Raw genomic sequence first — 13324 nt, 5'->3', positions numbered from 1 at the left:
AAGTCTTGCAATCATTTCCTTTCTGATGTAACGGGAAGAGTAAACCAAAATTCACTCCCTTGTTTACCGTCTGAACGATCTCGCACACCAATTTTGCCTTTGTGCATTTCAATTAATGATTGTGCAATGGCTAATCCGAGTCCAGATCCCCCAGATTGTGAGCTTCTTGATGAATCTATTCTAAAAAAGCGTTCAAATATGCGCAGTTGATCATTATAAGCAATGCCTTCTCCTTCATCACGTACAATGAATTGAACAAGATTCTTCTGTTTATTTTCCTCTACAATTAACTCAATCGTTCCAGCTACTGGGGAATATCGAATTGCATTATGGAACAAATTACTGATAACCCGCGCTACTTTGCAAGGCATAATCCAGAGCTTAGGCAACGTATCAGAAACTTGTAATTGCAAATGAATCTGTTTTTCTTCTAATAAAATAGAATGTGAATCGAGTACTTCTAATAGAATACGGTCCATATGTGTGAAACTTGGATAAAAATCTTCTTGTCCAAGTTCTAACCTAGAAAGATCAAATAAATCATTAATTAATCCACTCAACCTTTGTATTTCTTTATGAATTGTCGTTAAATATTGCGTTTTCATTTCGGGGTTTGCAATTACATCATCTTGTAACGCTTCAATCACCAATTGTATGCTAGCCAGAGGTGTTCGTAAGTCATGTGAAATATTCGCAATGAGCTCTGTACGTGCTTTTTCTCCTTCTTCTAACTTCGTAAACCCTTCTTTTAATTTTTTCGCCATTTGTTGAAAGGCTGTTGCTAACTCTTTAAATTCTTGTGGTCCTTGTCTAATTCTATACGTCGTCCCAAATTGTCTATCACTAAATTCTTTTGTTAATGCAATTAAATTTTGAATAGATTCCGTAATAGAGCGTGTTAATAGCCAGTAAATTATCGTTGAAAACGCCATTGCTACGGTTACAATTCCTATGAATAGTTGCGTTTGTTCCGATCTAAGTAACATTTTCATTTCGCTATACCAGATAGCAATCAGCATAATGCCGGTGCTTAATAGATTCATCAATAACAATTGATTCCGTAATTTCATATTGTATCCCCCTAGTTGTCTCAAACCAATAATCTGTGCTTCTTTAATTCTTCATATAGACGATTCATTAATACAGTTATTGTCTTAATCTCCTCGTATTCAAGCTCCCAAATTTGTTCAAGAATTCAAGAGCGTAAAAATACATATTTTACATTTTTTTTGTAATACAAAGTACCTTAAGTACCCTTTGTTGTAAAATAAAACTAATATCAGTAAGTACATCTTAGCTTAAATACCTTTCAATTTTCTTTCAAAAATATAACAAAATTCTTTCAGGAATATCATGAAAGATTAAAAGGCTTAATTGAAGTTGCGAAACTCACTTCTTAACAAGACTGGGTGGGTGAATGATTGTGTAGATATAATGAAATAGAGAAAAGTTTATAATCTGAAGAACTAATAGATATAAAAGTTTCATCCATGATACGATGACCATTAAAGTTCAACAAAAGATTTAATTGAGATTACTGAACTTATTTCTCATAAAGGGGCAAACTTGAAAAGTCTAAAAGAGGCGTGGCTTGATACGACTACAGCACATGGGAAAATGCTCTTTACTGTTTTTGCAGGGATTGCTCAATTTGAAAGAGATTTAACATCTGAACGGACCAAAGAAGAAATCCTTGCAGCGAGGAAACGTGGAAAATATCCTGGGAAACCAAAAGCTGATGAGGAAAAGATTAATTACGCTTTATATCTTATTGGCCAAGGGATGAACCGGACGGATGCTGTTGAAAAGGCGGGCATTTCTCTTATGACTCTGTATAGAAGAATACAAAAAGATAATTGGGACAATAATTCATGGATAAGGAAAATTTATTTTTTTATAACAACGTTGTATCAACACATAAGTAAATAAAAACACAATTTATCATATGGAGGAAATAAGTATGAGGGGAAAAGAATTATTGACAGTTGAACAGCGCAAAGAATTATTACAAATTCCATTTGAAACAAAACATGAATTAGCAATTCATTATACCCTTTCTGAAGATGATCTAAAAACTATTAATCAACTTCGTAGAGAACATAACCGTTTAGGATTTACCATACAATTATGCCTATTAAGATATCCTGGGTGTAGTATTACTAACATGATTGAAATTCCTGAAAGAATGCTCCAATTTGTCGCTCAACAAATTGGGGTAGATCATACAACTTATTACAATTATGCAAGGCGTGATCCTACTCGAAGAGAACATTTAGAAAAGATTCGTAGGGAGTATGGATATAAAAACTTTTCGTTAAGCAGTTATCGTAGAATTTCAAAATTTCTACAGCCACATGCATTAGAGAATGGGAATACCACTTACTTAATTCAAACAGTACTCCAAGAGCTAAGAAAGGAAAAAATTATATTGCCTGCCATTCCAACAATCGAACGCCTTGTATGGGAAACACGCAAGCGTTCAGAAGAGAAAATTTTCAAGACGCTAACATCTTCATTGACATCTCCGCAACTAGAAAAGTTAAATCATCTATTACATCCAATGCCAAATACTTCGAAAACATACCTAGCATGGTTAAGAGAAATACCAGGTCAGTTTTCGCCAGATGCCTTTTTAAAAGTAGTAGAACGGTTAGAATACATAAGACGTTTAGGTTTACAATTAAATATGAAATATATACACCCTAATCGATTACGACAATTATCACGTATAGGTTCCAGATATGAGCCATTTTCTTTCCGAAGGTTTCAAAATAATAAACGTTATGCTATCTTAATTGCCTATTTAATGGATCTAACACAAGAATTGGTTGATTTAGCATTTGAAATTCATGATAAACAAATAATGAATCTTCAATTAAAAGGAAGAAAACAACAAGAAGAGATTCAAAAACAAAATGGGAAAGCTGTTAATGAAAAAATAAATCACTATGTAAATTTAGGTGATGCTTTAATTAAAGCCAAACAAGAAAACTTAGATCCTTTTTCCCTATTAGAAACTATTATGCCTTAGGAAAAATTTTTAGCTTCTGTTGAAGAAGCTAAAAAATTATCTCGCCCTATGAACTATGATTACCTCGATTTATTAGAGAGTCGCTATAATTATTTGAGAAAATACACTCCAACGTTGTTACGTTCTTTAGAATTTAAAGGCACTAAGTATGCAACACCTGTTCTTTTAGCTTTAGATACAATTCATCAATTAAATGAATCTGGGAAAAGAAAAATATCAGAAGATGCGCCATTAGCTTTTGTTTCTAAGCGTTGGAAAAAGCATGTATTTAATGAAGATGGAACTATTAATCGCCATTTCTATGAAATAGCTGCATTTACTGAACTGCGAAATTATATACAATCAGGCGACATTTCTATTGTAGGGAGTAGGCAACATAAAGAATTTGATGAATACTTAGTTTCAGAACAAGAATGGAAAGAAAAGAAAGAGAACGGAATCCGATTAACAGTTCCTATTCAGGTACAAGAATACATGAATGAGCGAACCGAAGCACTTTTAAATCGTATTCAAAGCTTCTCAGAAAATGCGCATTCATTGGAAGGAGTAGATTTAGACAAAGGAAGTTTCCAGGTCCATCGCTTAGAAAAAGATGTACCAGAAGAAGCTAAAAAGTTGAGTTCAACATTGTATAACATGTTACCCCGAATTAAGCTTACTGATTTATTATTGGAAGTATCTAACTGGACTAAATTTGAACAACAACTAATTCACGCATCTACAAATAAACCACCTAAGGGAGATGAAATAACTGTGTCTCTTGCCTCATTAATGGCTATGGGAACTAATATAGGTCTAACTAAGATGGCAGATGCAACACCAGATATTTCTTATCATCAACTAGCTCATGCTGGCCAATGGAGAATGCATGATGATGCTTTACAACGTGCTCAATCAGTACTTGTAAATTTCCAACATAAATTACCTTTATCATCTTACTGGGGAAACGGAAGTACTTCATCATCAGAAGGAATGAGAGTTCCAATCGGGGTATCATCCCTTAGTTCTAGCTTTAATCCACACTATGGAAATGGAAAAGGTGCAACTATCTATCGATTTGTCAGTGATCAATTCTCATCCTTTTACACAAAAGTTATTAATACTAATACTCGAGATGCCATCCATGTTATTGATGGGCTGTTACATCATGAATCTGATTTAGTAATTGAAGAACATTATACCGATACCGCTGGATATACGGATCAAGTATTTGGCTTAGCACATTTATTAGGATTTCGCTTTGCACCACGTTTACGCGATATAACAGCTTCTAAATTGTATACAATAGATTCACCTAAAGATTTTCATAATATAGAATCATTGATACGAGGGAAAATTAATATAAAATTAATTGAAGAAAATTATGATGATGTTCTTCGACTAGCTCATTCAATACGAGAGGGAAAAGTCTCAGGAGCATTAATTATGGGGAAATTAGGTTCTTATACACGTCAAAATAAAGTAGCGAAAGCTTTAAGAGAGATAGGAAGAATCGAAAAAACTATCTTTATCTTAGATTATCTTTCAAATAAACCTATGCGCCGGCGGATTCAACGAGGATTAAATAAAGGGGAAGCTATGAATGCATTAGCACGAGCAATTTTCTTTGGTAAACATGGTGAATTGAGGGAAAAAGCTCTACAAGATCAGTTACAAAGAAGTAGTGCTTTAAATATATTAATTAATGCAGTTAGTGTATGGAATACGGTTTATTTAAGTCAAGCAATTGAGGTTTTGAAAAGAAAAGATCAATTTGATGAAGTGCTTTTGAAACATATTTCACCGTTAGGATGGGAACATATAAATTTCTTGGGAGAATATCGTTTTAATAAGAAAGAAATATCAACATTGAAATCACTTCGTCCGCTACAAATTAATAATTAGGCAAAAAGCCGATTTCCTAAGCGTACAGGAAATTGGCTTTTTGTTTGTCGAAAATTGCTTAGCGTACGAAACTCGCGTTTTGTTGGTGGGACCCCGTAATGCGCGGAAAATGCCGCCAATGCCGATTGTATCTCCAATTGTCTGGCGAAGCCCGTACTTTTTCGGAATTTCGAAGTCGGTCACCGTACAAGGCTCATAGCCGCCGACCTGTATGGCATTAATGACGTATTTTGCTCCTCTTAACGCCTCTTTCCGGTCCGTATAAGTCTTGATGTGCACGTTACTACCGGAGCTTTCCTTTAGATTTTGCAGTATGTTCTCAGAATCCTTTAAGCGTTGATGGTCAATATCAAACAGAGCAAACTCGAACCCTTGGATACTAGGCACTAACATGCAGTCACCAAGTACATTTTTGGCAAAAATCGTACTTCCAGCACCTAGAAATGTAATTTTTGACATTTATAAAACCTCCTGAATGAGAATTTTATATTTAACTCAAAAGTTTAAAAGTGAACGCGAGACATTCTTAGATAAGACAGACATATGTTTCTTTCCTTCTCAAAAATGGCTTTGTTTGAAAAATCTATGTAAACCAGAGAAGTTGAATTTAAAATCTCCACTTTATCCCAGAACGATAAGTTCTCTATTCGCATGTGTAATCACTTCATGCCCATTTTTCGTCACGACAATATCATCTTCAATTCTGCAACCGCCAAAGTTTGGGATATAAATGCCTGGTTCTACGGTTACAACCATTCCTTCTTGCAGCGTGTCTTTACTGTCTTTTGATAATCGAAGAGGTTCGTGAATTTCCAATCCAAGTCCATGACCTGTTGAATGACCGAAGTATTCACCGTAGCCATGTTCAGTAATGTAACTTCTTGTAATGTCATCGATTGTTTTTGCTGATTCACCCGGACGGATTGCTGAAGTGCCGCGTTTTAAAGCCTCGAGTACAACGTTGTATATTTTTACGAATTCTTCAGAACAACTGCCAATTGCAACAGTGCGCGTTAAATCAGAGCAATATCCGTTATAAAGAGCGCCAAAATCTAATGTAACAATGTCCCCGTCTTCAATGATTTTACTTGTAGCTACTCCGTGTGGGAGAGAAGAGCGAGTACCGGACGCTACGATAATGTCAAACGATGATGAGGAAGCTCCTTGTTTGCGCATGAAAAATTCTAATTCATCTCTTACATCACGTTCAGAAACGCCAGGTTTTAGAAAAGCTGTAATATGTTCAAAAGCATCATCTACGATGCGAGCTGCAATTTTAATCATTTCGATTTCGAAGTCTTCCTTTACAGTACGAATCGTCTCAATTATTTCGTTTACATGAACAAGTTCGATATTTGTATATTTTTTTAACGCTGTGTATTGTTTCAGCGTCATATTATTTTCTTCTATACCGAGTTTTTTAATTTGTAATCTGTCTACTTGAGCTGCGATTTCTTGTTCTATGTTCCCATTATGCATAATGATTTCTGCTTCGCTTACTTGTGTTTTTGCTTGATCTGTGTAACGGAAATCTGTAATAAATACGGCATTTGTAGGGGAGATTAAGACAACCCCAGCAGTACCTGTAAATCCAGTTGCGTACCTACGGTTTTCTTTTTTTGTAATAAGTAATCCGTCTATTCCAAATTGATGTAACTGTTCTTGTATTTTTTTAATTCTTGAATTCATTTTCATTCCTCCCTTTCATCTCCTTATATAAAGCAAGAATAATGCCAACATTTTATATAAGAGAAATAATTGTTTATTCAGCATGAATTGGGAGTAAGCTTTGATGTGAAAAGGGTTTCGTTCTATTTCTGTCAAATAATATAGACACACAAGGTGAATTTGTGTCTATATTATTTGACAGAAAAATGAATGTGTAAAAAATGAACGAAAAAGAGAGGATTACCTCATTGTAATCCTCTCTTTTTTGTCTTTAAGCTTTTAATTTCATCACTGTGTCTGTATCGGGTGTTACATATACTGTTTGCTGATTATCATACGTCACAAAGCCAAGCTTTGCTCCGCTCGGCTTTTTCACATGACGAATTTTCGTATAATCGACTGGAACTGAGCTTGATTCTTTTGCTTTACTAAAGTAAGCAGCGAGTCTTGCTGCTTCAAGTAATGTTTCGTCACTTGGCTCTAATGAACGAATGACAACGTGTGAGCCTGGAATGTCTTTCGTATGAAGCCAAATTTCATCACGGCGTGCAAGTTTATTCGTTAAATAATCGTTTTGTTTGTTATTTTTCCCGACTAAAATCTCTGTTCCATCACTTGCAATATATTTGTCTAATATAGGTTTTGTAGGTTTTTTCTTTACATTTTTCGCCTTGCGATTCCGCATATATCCTTCTTCAGCTAGTTCTTCGCGAATTTCTTCAATATCTTTAGAAGAAGCAGCTTCCATTTGTTGTAGTAAACTGTCAAAGTAAAAGATTTCTTCGTTTGTTTTTTCAATTTGTTCTTCAACGATTGCGATAGAATTTTTTGCTTTTTGATATTTTTGGAAATAACGCTGTGCATTTTCTGATGGTGTGCGCAGCGGATCTAAAGTAATTTTTACAGTGCCGCTATTTTCATCATAGTAATTGATAACTTCAATTTCTTTGTCGCCTTTTTTCATTGCGTACATATTAGCTGTAAGCAATTCACCAAATAGTTGATATTTATCTGCTTTTCCCGCGTCTTCTAACGTTTTTTGCAGTTTAATTAATTTCTTTTCATTTTTTGCTTTTTCATTTTGCATAAAACGTTCTAAATCGTGGGCCTGTTGTTTTACACGGTCACGTTCTGCTTTCCCGAAGAAGAACCGATCTAGTAATTCGCTGACAGATGAGAATTTCTTCTCTTCACCTTTTAAGTGTGACAGTGGGAATAAATAAAAGAATTCTTTCCCATTTGCTGTAATCATTGAAGGCATATACTGATGCTGTAGTAACGGTTTTTGTAACGTGAAAAATGCTTCAGATAATGTATGTTCATTTACCATTCCAGCCTTTGCAACTACTTCTTTAGCAAATAATGGAGAGATTCCTGTAAAAGTACCTACGAGTTGTTTGTCCATATTTCCTGATAAAAAGTCGAGCGGTCTAATAAATTCTTCTTGCGCTTCAATTTGTAAGGGATTGATTTTCTGCTGCGTTGGCGGTGTCACATATTCAGCTCCGGCATATACAGTGCGGTGACGGTTTACCGCTAAAGAGACGTGCTTTAAGCTATCCAAAATTACATTTGTTTTAGAGTCTACTAAAATGATATTGCTATGACGTCCCATAATTTCAATAATTAATGTTTTTAATGATTCATCACCAATTTCATTACGACTGCGAACGGTAATTTGAATCATTCGTTCTAAATCAATTTGTTCAATCTTTTCAATGAAGCCACCTTCTAAATGTTTGCGAAGAAGCATGCAAAACATTGGCGGTAAGGCAGGGGAATCATAATTTTGTGTTGTTAGATGCATCCGTGCATATGTCGGGTGTGCGGAAAGAAGTAATTTTTGATTTTTTCCGTTTGCCCGAATATGTAATAAAATTTCATATTTTGACGGTTGATATATTTTTGAAATTCTTCCTGTTTGAAGAGAATTTGCAATTTCATGTGTGATTGCTCTTGTAAATAATCCATCGAATGCCATATCAAACACTCCTTTCTCACTAAAAGTTAATTATAGCATTTTTTTGGACTAGGCTGAATAAGCTTTCATTAGAGCATGTCTGCAATCAGGAGGTAGGTGGCGAGATGAATTGGTATGAACTGCGTGCACATGAAGTAGAAGAGCGAACGAATACAAATGTAAAAACAGGGTTAACAGAGCAAGAGGTGGAAGTTCGGCTGAAAAAACTCGGCCCAAACGAACTACAAGAAGCAAAACGACCTTCTGCGCTTCTTGTGTTCTTGGCGCAATTTAAAGATTTTATGGTACTTGTTTTGTTTGGAGCAACGATTATTTCTGCTTTTTTAGGAGAATATGTTGATGCAATTGCGATTGTAGCAATTGTCATTATCAATGGTATTCTCGGCTTTTTTCAAGAGAGAAAAGCTGAAAAATCACTAGAAGCATTAAAAGAACTTGCCGCCCCGCAAGTAACTGTCCTTCGAATTGGAAAGTGGATGAAAATTCCTTCGAAAGGCCTTGTGCTTGGAGATATTATTAAATTTTCAAGTGGAGATCGTATCGGTGCGGATGTACGACTCATTGAAGCTTCAAGTCTATATATTGAAGAGTCGGCATTAACGGGAGAGTCACTGCCGGTCCAAAAGAAAATTGATATTCTGCATGGTGCTGATGTTTCCATTGGTGATCAAACAAATATGGCGTTCATGGGAACGATGATTACGAGAGGATCGGGTATTGGAGTTGTTATTGGGACAGGAATGAATACAGCAATGGGACAAATTGCAAATATGCTGCAAAATGCGGAGCAAAATGAAACGCCGCTGCAGAGAAGACTTGAGCAGCTAGGGAAAATTTTAATTATTGTTGCATTAATTTTAACAGCACTTGTTGTATTAGTTGGTGTTTATCAAGGAAATGAAATGTATCATATGTTTTTAGCGGGTGTTTCGCTTGCGGTTGCGGCGATTCCTGAAGGATTGCCAGCCATTGTGACTGTAGCTCTCTCGCTTGGTGTTCAACGGATGATTAAGAAAAAAGCAATTGTAAGAAAGTTGCCTGCGGTAGAAACCTTAGGATGTGCATCTGTCATTTGTTCAGACAAAACAGGGACAATGACGCAAAATAAAATGATGGTCACACATGTGTGGTCGAGTGGTGAAACGTGGAATATAACAGGGCAAGGCTATGAACCAAAAGGCGAATTTCTGAAAGGTGATCAGAAAATAAATCCGACAGCTTCTCGCTCTTTATATCAGCTACTCACATTTGGATACTTATGTAACAATGCAAATATCGTGAAAAAGAAAAAAACATATGTACTAGATGGTGATCCGACAGAAGGTGCACTCGTTGCGGCAGCGATGAAGGCTGGTATTTCAAGAGAAGGGATAAAGGATCAATTTGAGGTCATTCACGAATTTCCATTTGATTCAACGCGGAAAATGATGAGTGTCATTGTTCGTGACAAGACGGGAAAAAAATTTGTAGTAACAAAGGGAGCGCCTGATGTCTTATTACAAATGAGTCAAACTATTTTATGGGGAAATAAACAGCAGCCATTAACAGAATTGTATCGAAATGAAGTACAAACGGCAATTCATCATTTAGGAAGTCAAGCACTTCGTACAATTGCAATTGCTTTTAAGCCATTAAAAACAACAGAGCAATTGCAAAGTGAACGAGAAGCAGAACAAGATTTAATGTTTATCGGATTGCAAGGAATGATTGATCCGCCAAGACCGGAAGTGAAGCAAGCAGTGCAAGAATGTAAAGATGCGGGTATTAAAACAATTATGATTACAGGAGACCATAAAGTAACAGCGATGGCGATTGCTGAGCAGCTTGGGATTTTACCACATGGCGGTCGCGTTGTAGAGGGAATCGAGCTTGCAAACATGTCGGTTGAAGAATTAGAAGATATTGTCGATGAAACATATGTCTTTGCACGTGTTTCTCCAGAACATAAATTAAAAATTGTGAAGGCGCTGCAAAATAAAGATCATATTGTGGCAATGACCGGCGACGGTGTAAATGATGCGCCTGCTATAAAAGCAGCTGATATCGGTGTGGCGATGGGGGTTACTGGGACGGATGTTGCGAAAGAAGCATCATCTCTTGTGTTATTAGATGACAATTTTGCTACTATAAAAGCGGCAATTAAAGAAGGAAGAAATATTTACGAAAACATTCGTAAGTTTATTCGTTATTTACTAGCGTCTAATGTTGGCGAAATTTTAGTTATGCTATTTGCAATGATATTAGCACTGCCATTGCCGCTTGTACCTATTCAAATCTTATGGGTGAATTTAGTAACAGATGGTTTGCCAGCGATGGCACTCGGACTTGATGCGGCAGAAGGTGATGTGATGCGAAGAAAACCACGTCATCCAAAAGAAGGGGTATTTGCGAGAGGGCTTGCATGGAAAATTGTGAGCCGTGGTTTTTTAATCGGTGCGATGACACTCTTAGCATTTATCATTGCATACAATCAACATCCAAATGAATTAAAGTATGCGCAAACAGTTGCCTTTGCAACACTTGTGTTAGCTCAGCTTATTCATGTGTTTGACTGCCGCAGTGAGCATTCTGTCTTTCACCGTAATCCATTTGGAAATATGTACTTAGTAGGAGCAGTAATTATTTCGATTTTACTCATGCTAGTAGTGATCTATTATCCGCCGTTGCAACCGATTTTTAGTACGATGCCAATTCAATCGAGAGATTGGCTCTTAATTGTTGGACTTTCTTCTATTCCAACATTTTTATTAGTTGGATCTTTACTAACTAGGAAGTCAGAAAAGAAGAAAACAATTCTATATAAAAGAGGGGTAAACTTGAAATAGTAAATGATATAAAAGTATGCTATAATTTGAAAAGGTAGTAGAGTATAGTCTCTATTACCTTTTTCATTGAGTAAGATCATGGCTTGGATGTGATAAAATGATTTCGAGTATGACAGGTTTTGGACGCGCAAAAGTAGAAAGTGATGCGTTTCAAATTACAGTAGAAATGAAGTCGGTCAACCATCGTTTTTTAGAGATGAATATTCGTCTTCCAAAGCAAATGATGGTGTTCGAGGATAAAATCCGCAAGTTAATTGCAGAACAAGTAGGCCGCGGACGTATTGAAGTATCGATTATTGTTGAAGGGGAAGGACTCGTTGAACGGAAATTACGCGTGGATTGGTCCCTTTTAGAGCAATATAAGCTCATTATGGAAGAAGCGAAGGGGAAATTTCAATTACAGGATTCGATTACATTACAGCAGCTTATTGCTATGCCGGAAGTGACAGCGATTGAAGAAGTTGAAAATGTAAATGAAGCGTTTGAACATAGTTTGTATGAAGCGGTTCACCGCGCAGCTAGTATGTTAAAAACGATGCGTGATGGTGAAGGAGAACGACTTCATAAAGATTTGGAGCATCGTTTACAAGGAATTTACACGTGTGTGCGTTCCATTGTCCCATATGCGCCGTCAGTTATTCAAAAATATCGTGAACGCTTAGAAAACCGTTTGAAAGAATTACATAATCAAGAATTAGAAGAACAACGATTACTTACAGAGATAGCGGTATTTGCAGACCGTTGTGATATTCATGAAGAATTAGTTCGTTTGCAAAGTCATTTAGAACAATTTCAAGAGGCGTTGCAAAGTAAAGAGCCGGTTGGAAGGAAATTGGATTTCATCGTACAAGAAATGCATCGTGAAATTAATACAATTGGTTCAAAAGCAAATGATTTAACAATTTCAAAATATGTTGTTGAAATGAAAAATAATCTTGAAAAAATTCGTGAACAAGTACAAAATATTGAGTAGCTGTCAATTGTATACGAAGTTATACGAGAGGGAGAAATCGGATAGACTTACTAGGAGGCGCAAATTATGGCCATGCGGTTTTTAAATATTGGATATGGAAATATCGTATCTGCACATCGAATTATTTCCATTGTAAGTCCGGAATCAGCACCGATTAAAAGGTTAGTACAGGAAGCTCGCGAACAAAATGTGCTGCTTGATGCTACCTATGGTCGAAAAACTCGAGCGGTGATTGTTATGGATGATGGACATATTGTATTAAGTCCGATACAACCAGAAACAATTGCACATCGGTTAAACAATAAAGAAGATTTAAGTGACGAAGGGTAGGTTTAACATATATATGAGAAGTAGAAGAGGGTTGCTCATTGTACTTTCAGGGCCTTCTGGTGTTGGAAAAGGAACAGTTCGAAAGGAATTGTTCAGTCAAGAAGATACAAATTTACAATATTCTATTTCTGTAACAACGCGTAAACCGCGTGAAGGAGAAGTAGACGGTGTTGATTATTTCTTTAAAACGAGAGAAGAGTTTGAAGAGATGATTCAAAATAATAAACTGCTTGAATGGGCGGAGTTTGTTGGAAATTATTACGGAACACCAATTGATTATGTTGAGCAAACATTACAACAAGGGAAAGATGTTTTCTTAGAAATTGAAGTGCAAGGTGCAATTCAAGTAAAGAAAGCTTTTCCAGAAGGAGTATTTATCTTTTTAGCTCCTCCAAGTTTATCGGAACTAAAAAACCGAATTGTGGGCCGTGGTACAGAAACAGAAGAAGTAATTCAAAATCGTTTAACAGTAGCAAAAGAAGAAATCGAAATGATGGATGCTTATGACTACGTAGTAGAAAACGATGAAGTAGAACTTGCTTGCGAACGTATTAATGCAATTGTGATAGGTGAACATTGTCGCCGTGAGCGAGTAGCAAAATATTATAAAGAAATGACGGAGGAAATTTAAT

The 13324-nt window shown here is 36.1% G+C and carries 7 protein-coding genes and 3 pseudogenes; 6 read left to right on the top strand and 4 right to left on the bottom strand.

What is annotated here, in order from left to right:
• Positions 1–11: 11 nt before the first annotated feature.
• Positions 12–1070: a sensor histidine kinase gene (locus Q9306_RS05625; protein ID WP_306196152.1), complete on the bottom strand. Its 1059-nt coding sequence runs from the start codon at positions 1068–1070 to the stop codon at positions 12–14.
• 442 nt (positions 1071–1512) lie between these two features.
• Between Q9306_RS05625 and Q9306_RS05620 the strand changes: the two are divergent.
• Both Q9306_RS05620 and Q9306_RS05615 read left to right on the top strand, forming a co-directional pair.
• Positions 1513–1857: pseudogene (locus tag Q9306_RS05620) on the top strand (recombinase family protein); the annotation flags it as partial.
• 103 nt (positions 1858–1960) lie between these two features.
• A pseudogene (locus Q9306_RS05615) lies at positions 1961–4915 on the top strand (Tn3 family transposase).
• A 93-nt stretch (positions 4916–5008) separates the two neighbouring features.
• On the opposite strand, the pseudogene Q9306_RS05610 reads toward Q9306_RS05615, so the two are convergent.
• The 3 genes and pseudogenes from Q9306_RS05610 to Q9306_RS05600 form a co-directional block, all read right to left on the bottom strand.
• Positions 5009–5374, bottom strand: a pseudogene (locus tag Q9306_RS05610) (family 4 glycosyl hydrolase); the annotation flags it as partial.
• Positions 5375–5536: 162 nt separating this feature from the next.
• Positions 5537–6604, bottom strand: coding sequence for a M24 family metallopeptidase (locus Q9306_RS05605; RefSeq protein WP_306196149.1), 1068 nt, complete (start codon positions 6602–6604; stop codon positions 5537–5539).
• Between the two features lie 250 nt (positions 6605–6854).
• The gene (locus Q9306_RS05600) at positions 6855–8564 is read right to left on the bottom strand and encodes an Rqc2 family fibronectin-binding protein (protein ID WP_306196147.1); all 1710 of its coding nucleotides are present in this window, start codon (positions 8562–8564) and stop codon (positions 6855–6857) included.
• Positions 8565–8668: 104 nt separating this feature from the next.
• Between Q9306_RS05600 and Q9306_RS05595 the strand changes: the two genes are divergently transcribed.
• The 4 genes from Q9306_RS05595 (at position 8669) to gmk (ending at position 13323) form a co-directional block, all read left to right on the top strand.
• On the top strand, positions 8669–11389 hold the full coding sequence (locus Q9306_RS05595) for a calcium-translocating P-type ATPase, SERCA-type (RefSeq protein WP_306196145.1): 2721 nt from the start codon (positions 8669–8671) through the stop codon (positions 11387–11389).
• 97 nt (positions 11390–11486) lie between these two features.
• A complete protein-coding gene (locus Q9306_RS05590) occupies positions 11487–12362 on the top strand; it encodes a YicC/YloC family endoribonuclease (RefSeq protein ID WP_306196143.1) in 876 nt (291 codons plus the stop codon).
• 66 nt (positions 12363–12428) lie between these two features.
• A complete protein-coding gene (gene remA, locus Q9306_RS05585; protein ID WP_020059206.1) occupies positions 12429–12692 on the top strand; it encodes an extracellular matrix/biofilm regulator RemA in 264 nt (87 codons plus the stop codon).
• 13 nt (positions 12693–12705) lie between these two features.
• Positions 12706–13323, top strand: coding sequence for a guanylate kinase (gene gmk, locus Q9306_RS05580; protein ID WP_306196141.1), 618 nt, complete (start codon positions 12706–12708; stop codon positions 13321–13323).
• The last annotated feature ends 1 nt before the right edge of the window (position 13324 follow it).

The sequence above is a fragment of the Bacillus multifaciens genome (assembly GCF_030756675.1).
Classification (GTDB): Bacteria; Bacillota; Bacilli; order Bacillales; family Bacillaceae_G; genus Bacillus_A; species Bacillus_A multifaciens.
Note: the sequence above shows the minus strand (reverse complement) of the source record. Positions and strands in the feature narration are given on the sequence as shown.

Coding starts and splice junctions, on each gene's coding strand:
- Q9306_RS05625 (WP_306196152.1), bottom strand. CDS start 1,070: ATGAAATTACGGAATCAATTGTTATTGATGAATCTATTAAGCACCGGC.
- Q9306_RS05605 (WP_306196149.1), bottom strand. CDS start 6,604: ATGAATTCAAGAATTAAAAAAATACAAGAACAGTTACATCAATTTGGA.
- Q9306_RS05600 (WP_306196147.1), bottom strand. CDS start 8,564: ATGGCATTCGATGGATTATTTACAAGAGCAATCACACATGAAATTGCA.
- Q9306_RS05595 (WP_306196145.1), top strand. CDS start 8,669: ATGAATTGGTATGAACTGCGTGCACATGAAGTAGAAGAGCGAACGAAT.
- Q9306_RS05590 (WP_306196143.1), top strand. CDS start 11,487: ATGATTTCGAGTATGACAGGTTTTGGACGCGCAAAAGTAGAAAGTGAT.
- remA (WP_020059206.1), top strand. CDS start 12,429: ATGGCCATGCGGTTTTTAAATATTGGATATGGAAATATCGTATCTGCA.
- gmk (WP_306196141.1), top strand. CDS start 12,706: ATGAGAAGTAGAAGAGGGTTGCTCATTGTACTTTCAGGGCCTTCTGGT.